Origin of the sequence: Pantoea piersonii, assembly GCF_003612015.1 — a bacterium.
GTDB lineage: Bacteria > Pseudomonadota > Gammaproteobacteria > Enterobacterales > Enterobacteriaceae > Pantoea > Pantoea piersonii.
In genome coordinates this window covers 447246-462545 of record NZ_RARB01000001.1, presented here as the reverse complement: position 1 = coordinate 462545, position 15300 = coordinate 447246, and the positions used below count along the sequence as shown (strand labels likewise).

The following is a 15300-nucleotide window of genomic DNA, read 5'->3' as shown; positions in this document are numbered from 1 at the left end:
AGGAGCGCGATTCCGCATGACCTTATCCCCTGCCCTGCTCGACAAAGCCCAACACTGGCGTCATCAGATTCACCTTGAACCGGAACTCGGTTATCAGGAGCATAAAACCAGCGATCTGGTCGCTCAGGAGCTGGAGCTGGCGGGGCTACAGGTGCATCGCGGTCTGGCAGGCACGGGCGTTGTCGGTACGCTGCGCAATGGCGAAGGCCCGGTTATCGGGCTACGCGCCGATATGGACGCCCTGCCCATCACCGAGAAAGGCGCGCCGCAATGGCGCTCAAAGCGTCAGGGCGTGATGCACGCCTGCGGTCATGACGGGCATACCGCGATCCTGCTGGCGGCGGCGCTGCAGCTGGCGGCCACGCGTCGCTTCCGCGGCACGGTGCACTTTATCTTTCAGCCCGCCGAAGAGAATCTGGGCGGCGCGCGCAAAATGGTCGAAGATGGCCTGTTTCAACGTTTCCCTATGGATGCCATCTATGCGCTGCATAACTGGCCGGGAATGCCGGTCGGGTCGCTGGCGGTCAATCCCGGCGCCATGATGGCCTCGCTCGACTCCTTTGAAATTACCCTTAACGGCAGAAGCTGCCATGCGGCGATGCCGGAGAGCGGCGCCGATCCTATGGTCGTGGCCGCTGAACTGATCCTGGCGCTGCAGACCATACCGTCGCGTCGCCTTTCGCCGCTCGCCTCGGCGGTGGTCAGCGTCACGCAGATCCATGGCGGCGAAGCGATTAATGTTATTCCGGAAACGCTGGTGCTGCGCGGTACGGTGCGATGTTTGCAGACCGACGTACGCAATAAAGTACGCGGTCTGATTGAAGAGTTTGTCGCGACGCTGCCGCGCCCGTTCGGCGTCAGCGGCGAGATCTACTGGTTCCCTGGCTATCCGGTCACCGCTAACCACGTCGGACCGGCTGAACAGGTGCGCGCGACGGCGCAGCGGATGCTGGGCGAGGAGCAGGTCCGCTGGCAGGTGAACCCCTCAATGGCGTCGGAAGATTTCGCCTGCATGCTCGATGTCTGTCCCGGCGCTTACTTCTGGCTGGGCGCGGATGGCGCTATCCCTTCCGCGCCGCTGCACAATGCCGAATATGATTTTAATGACGCGCTGATCCCGCTGGGCGTGGCGTTCTGGCAACGTCTGGTCGAGGAGGCGCTGCCGTAAATTACCACCCCGCGTCGCTCAGGCGCGCCAGGCCCGCTTCCAGCGACTCGCACTCTCCACTGGCGCGCAGGCAGCAGGCGATTTGCAAACGCAGCGCCTGCGGCACCGGGCGCTCGCCGTTAAGCACCGTTTCTGTCCAGCGCGCGGTCACCTCAGCTGATTTTTCAGTCGGCAGCTCAAGCGACGCCTCCGGCTGACGTTCTACCCACACTTCCGCTTCGCGTCCCGCGCCGGGAATAAAGCTGATCGCCGGACAGCGCTGCGGATTTGCATAAACTTCCCCTTCGGTGCCGTTCAGGAGAATCGCGGGCGCATCGATCTCGCTAAAGAACTTACCGACGCGCGGCACATATTCCGGATGCGATACGCTGGAGAGGCGCAGCGCTTCGCGTTCGCCGAACGGCGTCGCCAGCTTCACCAGCGTATGCGCGCTGCTGCGGACTCCCATGCGCCAGCGCAGCGAAAGCTGCTTCGCCATCGGCGGGCAGAGATGGTCAATGGTGATAAAGGCGAGTTCGCCCTTATCCAGCGCCGCCTGCGTCTGCGCTTGCGTCGTCAGCGCCGCGATACCGAGCGCGGCGAACACCGCCTCGCTGGTGACGCGCGTTGGATCGTCGCTAACCCCGTGCACCAGCACCGGAAAGCCCAGGCGGTTAAGCAACAGCGCCAGCAGCGGGGTCAGGTTGCCCTGACGGCGCGCGCCGTTGTAGCTCGGGATAACAATAGGCTGCGGACGATGCGCGGGCGCCTGCAGCGACATCATGCGCGCCTGCATCGCCTGATAGAAACCGCGCATCTCCTCTTCGCCTTCGCCTTTGATGCGCAGCGCGATCAGAATGCCGCCCAGCTCCAGATCCGGCACTTCGCCCGCCAGAGTCGCCGTATAAAGCGCTTGCGCGGTGGCAAGATCAAGATCGCGCGCGTGGTTTTTGCCGCGCCCGATCTCTTTAATCACGTTGTTCAGTTCCATTCATCGCTTCCGGTCAGGGGCCGCTACCTGTCGGCGGCCGAAACAGAGTAATTCGTTAACGCTTCGCCGCCGGCCGCCGGGTGGGATGCCGCTTGCGACCGGCCTGGGTCGGCGCGCTTTTCACCTTCAGCGGGGCGGGCGCTTCCGGCTGTTCGATTGGAAACACCGGCAGCGCGGCCAGCAGGCGACTGCCGTAGGCTTTACTCAACAGGCGGCGATCGTATATCACGATTTCGCCGTAGCACTGATGGCTGCGGATCAGACGCCCTACCTGCTGTATCAGCGTAAAGGAGGCGCTCGGCAGGCTCTGCACTTCAAAAGGGTAACGGTTCAGGCTCTTGAGCCATTCGCCCTCGGTCAAAATTACCGGACTGTCCACCGGCGGAAAAGCGATTTTATGAATATGCACCTGACTCAGCAGTTCGCCCTTCAGATCCAGCCCTTCGGCGAACGACTGCAGGCCGACTAAAATGCTGGTTTCGCCCTTCGCCACCCGTTTACGGTGTAGCTCGACCATGCGCGAGCGCGGCTGGTCGCCCTGCACCAGCATGGTCAGACGCAACTCCGGCAGCTGAGCGACGAACTGCTGCATCGCGCGGCCGCTGGCGAACAGCACCAGCACGCCTTTATGCTGCGCCTTTTCCATCTGCTGACGGAAAAAGGCCGCCATCTCGGCGATATGCTCCGCTTCGTTAGCCAGCAGCGGCTCATAGCGCATCTGCGGGATTACCAGCTTGCCCTGTTCGACGTGGTTGAACGGCGAGTCGAGCGCCACGAAACGATCGCCTGCTTTTTCGTTCAGGCCCGACATCTCCTGCAGGCGACTAAAGCTGTTAAGCGAGCGCAGCGTGGCGGAGGTCACCACAACATGGGGGATTTTGCGCCATAACAGTTTCTCCAGCTGATCGCTGACGCGGATGCCGGCGCAGTGAAACAGCAGATGCGCCTGCCCCTCGCGCAGCTCGCGCGTAATCCACTTGGAAACTGGCGCGCCCGACGCTTTCGGCATCGCCGCCAGCCGCCACAGTTTGCTGACCGACTCAAACCAGCCGAACTGGCGGTTAAGCTGCAGCAAATTACGGTGCAGACGCATCAGATCGACGCTGCCGGTCTGCTCGCTGAGGGCGTTGATCAGCCCTTCCGCCAGCCCGCGCAGCGCGTCGCTCAGCTTAAAGAGGCGCGCGCAGAGCGCCAGCAGCTCTTCGGGCAGCTCGCCCAGCACAAAGCGAAACTCGCCCGGCTGATTATCGGCGGGCAGCAGCGGATTGAGCGCCTGGCTCAGGGTGGTCAGCAGCTCGCGCAGTTCGTCGCAGTGCGCTTTAAGGCGCTCCGGGTTGCTGAGCGGCGGCGGCGATTTCGGGCGCATCTGCGTCATAATGCCCTCCACCAGCCGCACAAAGAGGTCAAGCTGCAGGCTGCTCCAGCCCGGCGTGATATCCGCGCTCATTTCCAGCGCGTCGCGCGCCACTTCGGGCAGATGGTGCCCTTCGTCCAGCACCAGCATCAGATGCTTCGGCGGCGGCAGCACCGACTCGTTTTCCATGGCCGCCATGACCAGCGCATGATTAGCCACCACCACATCCACCTGTTCGATTTCGCGGCGGGCAAGGAAGAACGGACATTCACGGTACCAGCGACAGTGCGCGCCGAGGCAGCTCGCTTTGTCGGTAGAGAGGCGCTGCCACAGGCTGTCGCTGATGTTCTCTTCGCTGTGATCGCGCAGCCCATCCCAGGCGTAGCTGCCGAGCGACTTCTCCAGGCGGGCGCACTGCGTCTGCTCCTCCTGCGTGCTGCTGACCGCCTCGTCGTCGAGATAGAGCAGCAGATCGCCCTGGTGATCGTCACTGGCCGCCAGCGCCGCCAGGTTGCGTGGACAGACGTAGCGTCCGCGTCCGAACGCAGCGGTAAAGGTGAGATCGGGTATGATCTTTTTCAGCAGCGGCAGATCTTTGGTAAATATCTGATCCTGCAGCGCCACGTTAGCGGTGCTGACGATCAGCCTTTTCTCTTCGGCGCGACTCGCCGCAATGCCGGGGATCAGGTAGGAGAGCGTTTTGCCGACGCCGGTCGGCGCTTCAATCGCCAGGTGGCGCGCATCGTCGCCCGCCAGACATTTCGCGACTTCGGCGATCATCTGGCGCTGCGGCGCACGAGGAATAAAGTCCGGCACCTGCTGCTGTAGCGCCTTATACCACTGCGCTATCTGGCTTTTTATTGCTGCTGTCAGGGCCATAATCATTTACCGCGGGGTGAAAACGGCCTGTATTTTTACACAGTAATCCGCCAGCGTCAGCTACAGGCCGCATTTTTTCGCGCCGCCTCGACGTCTCCGTATAACGCCTTTCTGCTGAAGCGCTGGATTCTGCGGCGGCAGATGCATAAGCTAAGGCCCATTCTTTCGGACGCAGGTGCGGCATGAGCGAAAAGAGTAAAAACTGGGTAAAAGCGGAAGATGTCGCCCGCCTGGCAGGGGTCTCACGTTCTGCGGTGTCGCGCACCTTCACGCCCGGCGCATCGGTGGCGGAAAAAACGCGTCAGAAGGTGCTTGCCGCCGCAGAAGAGCTGGGCTATCAGGTCAATATCATCGCCCGCGCCATGAATACCGGCAGCAGCAATTTTATCGGCATCGTAACTGCAGGCTTCGATAACCCTTTTCGCAGTAAACTCCTCGCGCCGCTCGTGCATCAGCTGGCGCTGCATGGCCTTATTCCGCTGCTGATGAATGCGGACGATCCGCAACAGCTGGCGCCCTCGCTGAAACAGTTGCTGAGCTATCACGTCGCTGGCGTCATTATCACATCAGGCGCGCCGCCACTCTCGCTGGCGGAAGAGTATCTGGCGCGCAAAATCCCTGTTACGCTGATAAATCGACATGCCGATTTAGCGGGCTGCGACCGCGTCGCCAGCGATAACAGCCAGGGCGCGCACCTGATTGCGCAGCACTGCACAAATCGCGGCTGGCGAAAGATAGGTTTTATTGGCGAAGATGCTCACCATTTTAGTACCAGTCAACGCTATCAGGCGCTGAAAAAATTACTGGGCGATCGCCTTGTCGCTACGCGATTTTTCCCTGGCGGCGGCTATGAGGCCGGACGCGCTGCTGCTAGTGAACTGTGTGAAGAGCAGCCCGATCTGGAGGTTCTGGTCTGCGCTACCGATATGCTGGCGCTGGGGGCTATCGACGGACTAAAGGCTCACGCTTCGCGTCCCGCCGTTACCGGCTTCGATGATATTCCTCAGGCGGCATGGGATCCGTATCAGCTAACAACCGTTCAGCAGGATACTGCGCTCCTTGCCCGGCATGCTGTGGATCTGCTGCTCACGCGCATCGCTCAGTTCGATCTGCCGCCGCGCCAGCGCGCCGTACCCGTGAAATTAATCGTTCGACGCAGTGCATAATGGAAGATTCATTTTATGCGGCGTCGGTCACAGACTAATCGATTACGCCCCTTCACACTCATGCCAGCCCTGCGGGGTTAATTTTTTCCCTTCAAATGCACACGTGTGCAAAAAGGAGTGTTGATGCATCATTCTGACAACAGTGAACGGTTAAACCGTTACCGCTTTGCCTGCGAGCTGGCGGAAACAGGCGGCAGACTCGCTTTCGAGTACTACCAGAAACGCGAAGAACTGCCTGTCGATCATAAGGGCGAGGATGCGCAGGATGTCGTCAGCCTGGCCGATCGCGAAGTAGAAGCGCTGGTGAAATCACGTATTGCGCAGAGCTTTCCTGAAGATGGTTTTTTAGGTGAGGAAAGCGGATTCGCTCAAGATGGGGCGCGGGTGCTCTGGGTGGTGGATCCCATCGATGGCACCAGCAGCTTTCTCAACGGCCTGCACACCTGGTGCCTCTCGCTGGCGGTCATAATCGACGGCGAGCCGGTGATAGGCGTCGTTTACGATCCTAATCACGGCGAGCTGTTTCACGCCTGCAAAGGAAGTGGCGCCTGGCTAAACGATCGTCCCATAACGCCTCATCCGGCCGAAACAGTCGCGGATGGCGTGATGGGGGTGGGTACATCGCACCGGGTCACGGTCGCCGAGTTTCTGCCCTTTCTCGACGCTCTGCTGCAACAGGACGGCATGTTTGTCCGCAACGGCTCAGGCGCGCTGATGAGCGCATGGGCAGCAGCGGGTCGTCTCATTGGCTACTACGAGCCTCATATGAATCCCTGGGATGGCTTGCCCGGCATCGTGTTAATGCGCGAGGCGGGCGGCCTGACTAATCCCTATCTCGCAGAGGACGGCATTAAGCGCGGGAACCCTGTTCTGCTGGCGAGCAAAACGCTTTACCCGCAGTTAAAACAATGGGTTAAGAAAAACCTCGACTAACCTGCGGCACATCTTTCCGTAAATGATATACGCACGCTATACCGGGATTCGCTTTCAGGGATGACAGATTTATCAGACACGCCTCTACCCTACGGAGACAGGATAATGTACGGATTGATCGGTTTTTTCCGGGCGGCCCCGGCGAAGCACGCCGCGCCCCTGAACGCAGAACGTTTTCGCTTCGTTCGCTGGCAAACTTTTCTGGCGATGACGGCTGCCTATGTCACCTTCTACGTGTGTCGGCTCTCCTTTACCGTGGCGAAAAGCGCCCTGGTGGAACTGGGCCTCTCCCCTTCTGAACTGGGCATGATCGGTTCCGCCCTCTTTTTTAGCTACGCCATCGGTAAGCTGGTTAATGGTTTCCTTGCCGACCATGCCAACGTTGTTCGCTTTATGAGTCTGGGCCTGCTGATTAGCGCAGCGATGAATTTGATGATGGGCTTGACCACTAACGCCATGCTGCTGGCGATCTTCTGGGGCATAAACGGCTGGGCGCAGTCTATGGGCGTCGGGCCTTGCGCTGTCTCGCTGGCGCGCTGGTACGGTAATAAAGAGCGCGGCACTTTTTACGCCATCTGGTCTACCGCGCACAACATTGGCGAAGCCCTGACCTATATGGTCATCGCTGCGGTAATCGCCGGTTACGGCTGGCATATGGGCTATCTCTCCACCGCAGCGCTTGGCGCGGCAGGCATCGTCATCATGCTGTTGTTTATGCGCGATTCGCCTCAAAGCTGCGGTTTTCCGTCGATTCAGACGCTGAGCGACGAGCCGCACGAAGGCGATGATAACAAGGGTTCGGTATTTAAAAACCAGCTTTTCGCCCTGCGTAACCCTGCGCTCTGGACGCTGGCGCTCGCCTCCGCCTTTATGTATATCGATCGCTATGCCGTTAATTCATGGGGGATTTTCTTTCTCCAGCAGGGCAAGGCCTATACCACTGTTGAAGCCTCTGGCATTATCGGCGTCAATGCCATCGCGGGTATTATCGGCACGATTATGGCTGGTATGCTGTCGGATCGTTTTTTTCCGCGCAATCGCAGCGTGATGGCCGGTTTTATCAGTTTGCTCAACACGCTCGGCTTCGCGCTCATGCTCTGGTCACCGCATAACTATTACACCGATATTCTGTCGATGGTTATCTTTGGCGCGACTATCGGCGCGCTGACCTGTTTTCTTGGTGGATTGATTGCTGTCGATATTTCATCGAAAAAAGCTGCCGGCGCCGCACTGGGCACTATCGGCATCGCCAGCTATGCGGGTGCCGGGCTGGGCGAGTTTCTCACCGGCATGATTATCGACCAGACCTCGCTGCGGGAGAATAATAAAATCCTCTATGATTTTCATACGTTATCCCTGTTCTGGGTCGCCGCGGGCCTGGTTTCAGCGCTGTTATGTTTCGTCACGGCCGCTATTGTTGCGCGACGTCACGCTATCGAACAGCGCACCTCCTTTTCATCTTAGCCTCTCCCTTTTAAGGAAAAACATATGATGACAGCCAGACATCAGGTGGCGGCGCGCCTGCTTCTCGCCTGCGCCCTCTGTTTCAACGCGGCGCAGGCCGCTGCGCAACCGGACTATCAGCTGGAAAAGGTTGTGGAGCTGAGCCGCCACGGCGTTCGTCCACCGACGCCGGGCAATCGCCATGAGATCGAAGCCGCCACGCAGCGGCCATGGGCGGTCTGGACCACGCGCGACGGCGAGCTGACCGGCCACGGTTACGCGGCGGTGCTCAATAAAGGGCGCTGGGAAGGCGAACACTATCGCCAGCTCGGCCTGCTGACGGATGGCTGCCCGCAGCCGCAGGATATCTATGTCCGGGCCAGTCCGCTGCAGCGCACCCGCGCCACTGCGGAAGCGCTGGTCGACGGTGCCTTTCCCGGCTGCGGCGTCACCGTGCATCATGTCGCGGGCGAAAACGATCCGCTGTTCCAGACCGACGCCTTTGCCGCGACCACTCCCGATCCTGCGCGGCAGCAGGCGGCAGTAGCGGCGAAAGCGGGCGATCTGCCGCTGCTACGGCAGAAGCTGAAGCCTGCCATCCAGGCGTTAAAACAGGCGGTATGCCTCTCTGACGCGCAGTGCGCGCTATTCGATCAGCCCTGGCAGATCCGCCAGAGCAAGAGCGGCAAAACCTATATTGCTGGCCTGAGTGTGCTGGCGAATATGGCGGAGACGCTTCGCCTGGGCTGGAGCGAAAACCTGCCGTTCAGCCAGATCGCCTGGGGCAATATCACCCGCGCAGAGCAAATCAGCGCCATCCTGCCGCTGCTGACGGTGAACTACGACCTCAGCAACGACGTGCTCTACACCGCGCAGAAGCGCGCCTCTATCCTGCTCAACGCAATGCTGGCGGCTGCAGAAGGGCGCGACGCCACGCCGGACGCGCGCTGGCTGCTGCTGGTCGCTCACGATACCAATATCGCCATGGTGCGCACCCTGATGAACTTTAGCTGGACGCTGCCCGGCTACACACGCGGCAATATCCCGCCCGGCAGCAGTCTGGTTGTTGAGCGCTGGCGCGATAAGGTCAGCGGTGAGCGTTTTTTACGCGTCTACTTTCAGGCGCAAAGTCTGGACGATCTGCGTCGCCTGCAGCCGATCGATGCGACGCATCCGCTGCTGCGCGAAGAGTGGCGACAGGCGGACTGTCGCGTGACGCCGGTCGGCACACTCTGCCCGCTGCGTAGCGCGGTACGCGCCCTGGGCAGGGAGATTGATCGGAAAGCTGTTACGCCGGTCAGCTACGATCTCCCCTGAGCGTCCAGTTAAGCCAACTGCTTAAACATCACCGTCGTCGCCTCCCGCTCGCCGGTGACTGACTCGGCGTAGCAGGGAATCGATCCGGCTATCTGCCAGCCCAGAGAAAGATAGAGGTGGCTGGCGACGTCGCCGCTGCGGGTATCAAGCACCAGCAAGGTTTTACCCAGCGTCTGCGCCCGCTGTTCGGCCTGCTGCATCAGCTGGCGCGCAATGCCCTGACGTCGGGCATGCGGATGCACCAGCAGCTTGCTGATCTCCGCGCGGTGACGGCCGTTAGGCATCCCCGCCGCGTTAATCATCACGGTACCGACGACCCTGCCGTGCTGGCAGGCAACAAGGAGTTCATTCTCGCCGGGAGCGAGGCTGGCTGCACGGCTTTGCCAGAAACGCTCGGCCACCGCGCTGTCCTGCGGATCGGTGAAGCCGATACTGGCGCCGTCCGCCACGCACGCCAGCAGCACATCGCTGAGAGAGAGTAACCGCTGCCGCGCCTGAGCGGCGTCAATCCATTCATATGTCGTCATGGTTTGCATACCACCAGCACATAGCGTGCGCCGTCGATGAGGTGCGCTTCAAACGCGGAGCGGCCAGTCAGATGAAAGCGCAGGCAATCGCCCGTCTGCAGCGTCCAGCTCTGCCCGTCCATGGTGATGGTCAGCCCGCCTTGCTGCAGCCAGATGTGCTGCTCCAGCCCCTGAACGGGCGGCGCGTCATAGTCGATGCGCGCGCCGGGACGCAGCTGGCCTTCAACCAGCTCCGCACGGAAATGGGGCGCTGGCGGCGAGACGTTGCGGCGCACAAAGCCGCTGGCATCGTCGCGCCATAGCGGCTGCTGCTCCGGCGTCAGCAACAGATCAACGCCCTCTTCCACTTCACTTAGCAGGCGCGACATGGTAAGACCATAGGCGACGCATAAACGGTTTAATAACGCAGCCGTAGGGCTGGTTTCGCTGCGCTCAATACGCGACAATGATGCGCGGCTGATGCCGGTCGCCGTGGCGAGTTCATCAAGCGACCAGCCGCGTTGAACGCGAAGTTCTGCAAGGCGAGCCGCGAGGCGCTGTTCGGTATCTTCAGTTGGCACGACTAACCTCTCACGTTAGGGAATTAATTCTCATATATGAGATTTAGCGTGAAACTGGCTTTACCGTCAACTTGTACATTTAAAAAACATTTGTACAAGTTGATCCTGTTGGTTAAGGTTATCTGATTGCGGTCAGGAAGTTTGGGGAAGTTATGGCCTTTTACAGTATCGGTGACGTTGCCGAACGCTGTGGAATAAATCCAGTCACGCTGCGCGCGTGGCAACGGCGTTATGGCTTACTAAAGCCACAGCGCTCGGAGGGTGGACATCGTCAGTTTGATGACGAGGATGTTCAGCGCATCGAAGAAATTAAACGCTGGATCGAAAGCGGCGTGCCGGTGGGCAAAGTTAAAGCGCTGCTCGAAGGCGAAAGCCTGAACGTGCATGACGGCTGGGTCAATCTGCAGGAAGAGCTGATGAGCGTGTTGCGTCACGTCAAGCCTTCAAAGCTGCGTGCCAAAATTGCGGCGCTTGGACGGGAAAACCCGGTAGACGCGCTTATCGATCACGTGATTATGCCGGTGCGGCAGAAACTTGGGCTGGATCAGAACACCGCGCGCGTGATGAGCAGCCTGCTGGATGGCGCGCTGATTGACTACGTCGCCTTCTGTCTTGCTGCCAGCCGCAAGAAAGCGGGTAAAGACGCGCTGATCCTCGGCTGGGCGGTGGAAGATCGCACCCGTATCTGGCTGGAAGCCTGGCGCCTCGCCCAGGAAGGCTGGCGGCTGGACGTGCTGGCGGAGCCGCTGGATCTGCCGCGTCCTGAGCTTTTTCCCGGTCAGACCATTTTTGTCTGGACCGGCAAAAAACTGACTCGTCGCCAGCAGGAGCAGCTGACGCACTGGCAGGAACAGGGCTTTTCCATCCGCGCGCACGAAACGCGCTTTCAGTAAAACGCACGCAGGGCCCTTTTCGCCTCGCCCTGCCCGCGTTATTATCCCCGGCTTTCGGGCTTCAATCAGGTTTTCGCATGAACTGGCAAAAAATCTTCTTCGCAACGCTGTTTTTCATTATGGCCGTCGGCGGCACCGGCGGGCTGATGCTGGTCGGCTACACCCTTATTCTCCACTCACGCTAAGCCAGCGCTGCAGGCGCTCAAACAGGCGATCGCTGACAATCGCCAGCAGCGCCACCAGCAGCGCCCCCTGAATGACGTAGGCGGTATTGAAGCCGCTCAGACCGATAATCACTGGCGAGCCGAGACTTTCCGCGCCCACCGTCGAGGCGATAGCTGCCGTGCCGATATTGACGATCACTGAAGTGCGTACGCCAGCCAGAATCACCGGCGCAGCCAGCGCCAGCTCCACCTGCCACAAACGCTGCCATGCGCTCATGCCGACCCCGTCGGCGATCTCCCTGCTGCTGGCGGGCACGCTGTCCAGTCCGGCCAGCGTGCCCTGTAAAATCGGCAACAGACCATAGAGCAGCAACGCCACGACCGCTGGCCAGGCGCCGAACCCCATGACCGGCACCGCAATCGCCAGCACCGCCACCGGCGGAACGGTTTGCCCGGCCGCCACGATGGTTTCCACCAGCGGACGAAAGCGGCGCCCCGCGCGGCGCGTGACCAGCACGCCGCCGCCTGCACCGATCAACAACGCCAGCACGCTGGCGGTAATCACCAGAAAGAGATGCGCCAGCGCCAGCTGTAAAAAGCTCTCCTGCTGGTAGAGCGGGCGCGCCTGCTCGGGAAACCACCAGGCAAAAAGCGGCCCGCTGTAGGGCAAGCCGACCAGCAGAGCGATAAACAGCATAATCAGCCACAGCAGCGGATCTTTCAGCCAGCGCATCATGGTCCCTCGCGCAGGGTCAGCAAATCGCTGAAGTAGAGCACGCCCAGCGGCTGCTGGCGCTCATCCACCACCGGCAGCTTATCGGCGCGCCGGGCGATAAACTGCGACAGCGCTTCGCGCAGCGACTGGGCGGCATTCAGCGGCTCGCCCTCCAGCCACTCGCCGCGCCGCGCCGCGTTGCCGACCTGGCCCAGCGACAGCAGCCGCACGCCCAGTTCGCTTCTGCCAAAGAAGTCCTGCACAAACGCGTTTTTCGGCTGCGTCAGCAGCGCGGCGGGTTTGCCCTGCTGAACGATCTCGCCGTTATCCATCAGCACAATGTTATCCGCCAGCGTCAGCGCCTCGTCGATATCGTGCGTCACCAGCACGATAGTGCGGCCCGACAGGCGGTGAATGCGCAGCATCTCCTGCTGCAGCGCGCCGCGCGTAACCGGATCGAGTGCGCCGAAGGGCTCATCCATCAGCAAGACTTCGGGATCGGCCGCCAGCGCGCGTGCGACGCCGACGCGCTGCTGCTGTCCGCCGGAAAGCTGATGCGGCAGACGACGCGCCAGATGCGCATCCAGGCTGAGCAGCGTCAGCAGCTCCTCAACCCGCGCGCGAATGCGGGCCTTCGGCCAGCCGAGCAGCGCAGGTACGGTGGCGATATTCTTCTCTACCGTCCAGTGGGGAAACAGGCCGATCGACTGAATGGCGTAGCCCATGCGCCGACGTAAATCGCGCGCGTCGAGCTGGCGGATCGACTCGCCAGCGAAACGTATTTCGCCCTCGTCATACTCCACCAGCCGGTTGATCATCTTCAGCGTGGTTGATTTGCCGGAACCAGAGGTGCCGAGCAGCACGCTGAACTCACCCTCACCAATCTGTAGCGTCAGATCTTTGACCGCCGCTTTGCCGCCAAAGTATTTACTGACGCCGTTAAAGTGAATCATGGGTTCTCTCCAGCAGGGAAATCAGCAGGCGGAACAGCGCATCGATCGCCACCGCCAGCGCAATCACCGGGATCACGCCGAGCAGCACCAGATCGAGCGCGCTGCTGAGCAATCCCTGAAAAATAATGGCGCCGAAACCGCCTGCGCCGATCAGCGCGGCGATAACCGCCATGCCCAGCGTCTGCACCACCACCACGCGCAGTCCGGCGAGCCACACCGGCAAGGCCAGCGGCACGTCGACGGCAAAAAAGCGCTGCAGCTGGCCCATGCCCATGCCGCGCGCGCTTTCGCGCACGTCGCGCGGCACCTGCTGCAGTCCGGCCACCACGCTGCGCACCAGCGGCAGCAGCGCGTAGAGCGTGAGCGCGATCAGCGCCGGGGCCATGCCGATGCCGCTGACGCCCCACTCCTTAAGCCAGGGAAAGGATTTCGCCAGCCCGGCCAGCGGCGCGATCAGCAGGCCGAAGAGCGCCACCGACGGCACGGTCTGGATAACGTTCAGCACGCTGAAGACGCCGCTCTGCCACGCCGGACGCCGGTAGAGCAAGACGCCGAGCGGCAGGCCGATCAGCAGCGCGGGCAGCAGCGTGCCGCAGAGCAGCGTCAGGTGCCGCGTCAGCGCCGCGTCGAACACCGCCTGTCGGTTGGCGTACTCCTTCAGCAGCGACAGCGCGTTGAGCTCGCCGCTGAACAGCATCAGCAGCGGCAGCAGCCAGATCTGCAGATTGAGCAATAGCCGCCAGAGGTTATTGCGCGTCAGGTTGCGCGCCAGCTCCGCGCCCAGCAGCAGCGTGACGCCGCACGCCAGCCACAAGCCGCTGCCGAAGCTGGTTCGCGCCAGGGCACTGCCCTGCGCCGCCAGTCGCGCCGCCTCATGTCCGCTCAGCCAGACCATGCCGGTCAGCAGCGCGTCGCAGGCGAGCAGCATCAGCGCCAGCGGCGCCCGCGTCGGACGCGCCCACAGCAGCAGCCAGAGCGCCGCCAGCGGCAGCGCCAGCCATCCGGCGTCGCTCACCTGGCCCAGCATCAACGGCTGGCCGGAGACCAGTCGATTCGGGGCGTAGCTGAGAAACGGCAGCCAGTAGAGCGCCAGGCTTAACAACAGCAGCAGCAGCAGCGCCACCGGCTGGCGGCGCGCTGGCAGCATCGCTTCCCGCGATAGCGCCATGGCTTACAGCAGCTTCTGCTGCTGCAGCCACGCTTTCGCCACGCTGCTGGCGTCCTGGCCCTCTACCGCGATCTTCGCGTTAAGCTGCTGCAGCGTTTTCTCATCCAGCTTACTGAAGACCGGTTTCAGCCAGCTGTCGATATCGGGATAAGCTTTCAGCACGGCAGCGCGGATCACCGGCGTTGGCGCATAGATGGGCTGTACGCCTTTGGGATCGCTCAGGGTTTGCAGGCCCAGCGCCGCGACCGGGCCATCGGTGCCGTAAGCCATCGCCGCGTTGACGCCGGAGGTCTGCTGCGCCGCCGCCTTGATGGTTACCGCCGTATCGCCGCCCGCCAGCGAGAGCAGCTGGCTCTGCGTCAGCTTAAAGTCATAGGCTTTTTCAAAGGCTGGCAGGGCGTCGCCGCGCTCGATAAATTCCGCCGAGGCTGCCAGTTTGAACGTGCCACCTTTTTTCAGGTAGCGGCTGAGATCCTCAAGAGAAGTGAGCTTGTTCTGCTGCGCGACATCCTGGCGCACCGCGATGGTCCAGGTGTTATTCGCGGGCGCAGGGGTCAGCCATACCAGCTGATTTTTTTCGGCGTCGAGCTTTTTCACCTTCTCGTAGCCCTGACGCGCGTTTTTCCAGACCGGGTCTTTTTCGTCATTGAAAAAGAAGGCGCCGTTGCCGGTATATTCAGGATAGATATCCAGTTCGCCCGCGGTAATCGCGCCGCGTACCACCTGCGTGGTGCCGAGCTGGATTTTGTTTACCGTCTTGACGCCGTGCTTCTCCAGCACCTGCAAAATCACATTGCCCAGCAGCGAACCTTCGGTATCGATTTTCGACCCCACGCGCACGGGGTCGGCGGCCTGCGCCGCGCCTGTTGCCAGCAGCAGCGCGGCTGCCGTCAATGCCAGAAAACCAGACCTTGCCATAAGGTGTTCCTTTAATTCGGTTATTTGTGAGGTGCTTATAGAGAATAGTCGTTTCGTCATGCATCGCGTAACACATTGCCTGAAGCGTGAACGGTTACGCCTCAACTTTTTCATATCGTTATCGGTCCGGTTATAACGCAAAGTAATTTACGTCCAGACGTCTGGACGGTAA

General features: G+C 61.1%; 14 protein-coding genes. 6 read left to right on the top strand and 8 right to left on the bottom strand.

Going from position 1 to position 15300, the window contains the following annotated elements; translation table 11 throughout:
- Positions 1-16: 16 nt before the first annotated feature.
- Positions 17-1168, top strand: a complete 1152-nt coding sequence (locus D7S44_RS02270) for a M20 aminoacylase family protein (RefSeq protein ID WP_120451643.1) — start codon at positions 17-19, stop codon at positions 1166-1168.
- A gap of 1 nt (position 1169) precedes the next feature.
- On the opposite strand, the gene ybiB is transcribed toward D7S44_RS02270, so the two are convergent.
- Positions 1170-2138: a DNA-binding protein YbiB gene (gene ybiB, locus D7S44_RS02265; RefSeq protein ID WP_120451641.1), complete on the bottom strand. Its 969-nt coding sequence runs from the start codon at positions 2136-2138 to the stop codon at positions 1170-1172.
- A gap of 55 nt (positions 2139-2193) precedes the next feature.
- On the bottom strand, positions 2194-4371 hold the full coding sequence (gene dinG / locus D7S44_RS02260; RefSeq protein ID WP_120452841.1) for an ATP-dependent DNA helicase DinG: 2178 nt from the start codon (positions 4369-4371) through the stop codon (positions 2194-2196).
- 182 nt (positions 4372-4553) lie between these two features.
- On the opposite strand from dinG, the gene D7S44_RS02255 reads away from it, so the two are divergent.
- The 4 genes from D7S44_RS02255 (at position 4554) to D7S44_RS02240 (ending at position 9230) form a co-directional block, all read left to right on the top strand.
- On the top strand, positions 4554-5537 hold the full coding sequence (locus D7S44_RS02255) for a LacI family DNA-binding transcriptional regulator (protein WP_120451639.1): 984 nt from the start codon (positions 4554-4556) through the stop codon (positions 5535-5537).
- A gap of 123 nt (positions 5538-5660) precedes the next feature.
- Positions 5661-6470, top strand: a complete 810-nt coding sequence (locus tag D7S44_RS02250; RefSeq protein ID WP_120451637.1) for an inositol monophosphatase family protein — start codon at positions 5661-5663, stop codon at positions 6468-6470.
- A 105-nt stretch (positions 6471-6575) separates the two neighbouring features.
- Positions 6576-7934, top strand: a complete 1359-nt coding sequence (locus D7S44_RS02245; protein WP_120451635.1) for an MFS transporter — start codon at positions 6576-6578, stop codon at positions 7932-7934.
- Positions 7935-7958: 24 nt separating this feature from the next.
- Positions 7959-9230, top strand: coding sequence for a histidine-type phosphatase (locus tag D7S44_RS02240; RefSeq protein ID WP_120451633.1), 1272 nt, complete (start codon positions 7959-7961; stop codon positions 9228-9230).
- A gap of 8 nt (positions 9231-9238) precedes the next feature.
- On the opposite strand, the gene D7S44_RS02235 is transcribed toward D7S44_RS02240, so the two are convergent.
- Both D7S44_RS02235 and D7S44_RS02230 read right to left on the bottom strand, forming a co-directional pair.
- Entirely contained in the window at positions 9239-9757 is a 519-nt protein-coding gene (locus tag D7S44_RS02235; RefSeq protein ID WP_120451631.1) for a GNAT family N-acetyltransferase, read from the bottom strand.
- Positions 9754-10317 (bottom strand): helix-turn-helix domain-containing protein, encoded by a 564-nt coding sequence (locus D7S44_RS02230; RefSeq protein WP_120451629.1) that lies wholly within the window; start codon positions 10315-10317, stop codon positions 9754-9756. Before D7S44_RS02230 ends, D7S44_RS02235 begins: the two co-directional genes overlap by 4 nt.
- 152 nt (positions 10318-10469) lie before the next feature.
- On the opposite strand from D7S44_RS02230, the gene D7S44_RS02225 reads away from it, so the two are divergent.
- Positions 10470-11210, top strand: a complete 741-nt coding sequence (locus D7S44_RS02225) for a MerR family transcriptional regulator (protein ID WP_120451627.1) — start codon at positions 10470-10472, stop codon at positions 11208-11210.
- Between the two features lie 165 nt (positions 11211-11375).
- On the opposite strand, the gene D7S44_RS02220 is transcribed toward D7S44_RS02225, so the two are convergent.
- Genes D7S44_RS02220 through osmF form a run of 4 tightly spaced genes read right to left on the bottom strand, consistent with a single transcriptional unit; the run spans position 11376 to position 15128 of the window.
- On the bottom strand, positions 11376-12107 hold the full coding sequence (locus tag D7S44_RS02220; protein ID WP_120451625.1) for an ABC transporter permease: 732 nt from the start codon (positions 12105-12107) through the stop codon (positions 11376-11378).
- Positions 12107-13042, bottom strand: coding sequence for an ABC transporter ATP-binding protein (locus tag D7S44_RS02215; protein WP_120451624.1), 936 nt, complete (start codon positions 13040-13042; stop codon positions 12107-12109). Before D7S44_RS02215 ends, D7S44_RS02220 begins: the two co-directional genes overlap by 1 nt.
- Positions 13029-14210, bottom strand: coding sequence for an ABC transporter permease (locus D7S44_RS02210; RefSeq protein ID WP_120451622.1), 1182 nt, complete (start codon positions 14208-14210; stop codon positions 13029-13031). The genes D7S44_RS02215 and D7S44_RS02210 overlap by 14 nt, the downstream gene beginning before the upstream one ends.
- Before the next feature lie 3 nt (positions 14211-14213).
- Positions 14214-15128, bottom strand: coding sequence for a glycine betaine ABC transporter substrate-binding protein OsmF (osmF, locus tag D7S44_RS02205; RefSeq protein ID WP_120451620.1), 915 nt, complete (start codon positions 15126-15128; stop codon positions 14214-14216).
- Positions 15129-15300 lie beyond the last annotated feature (172 nt).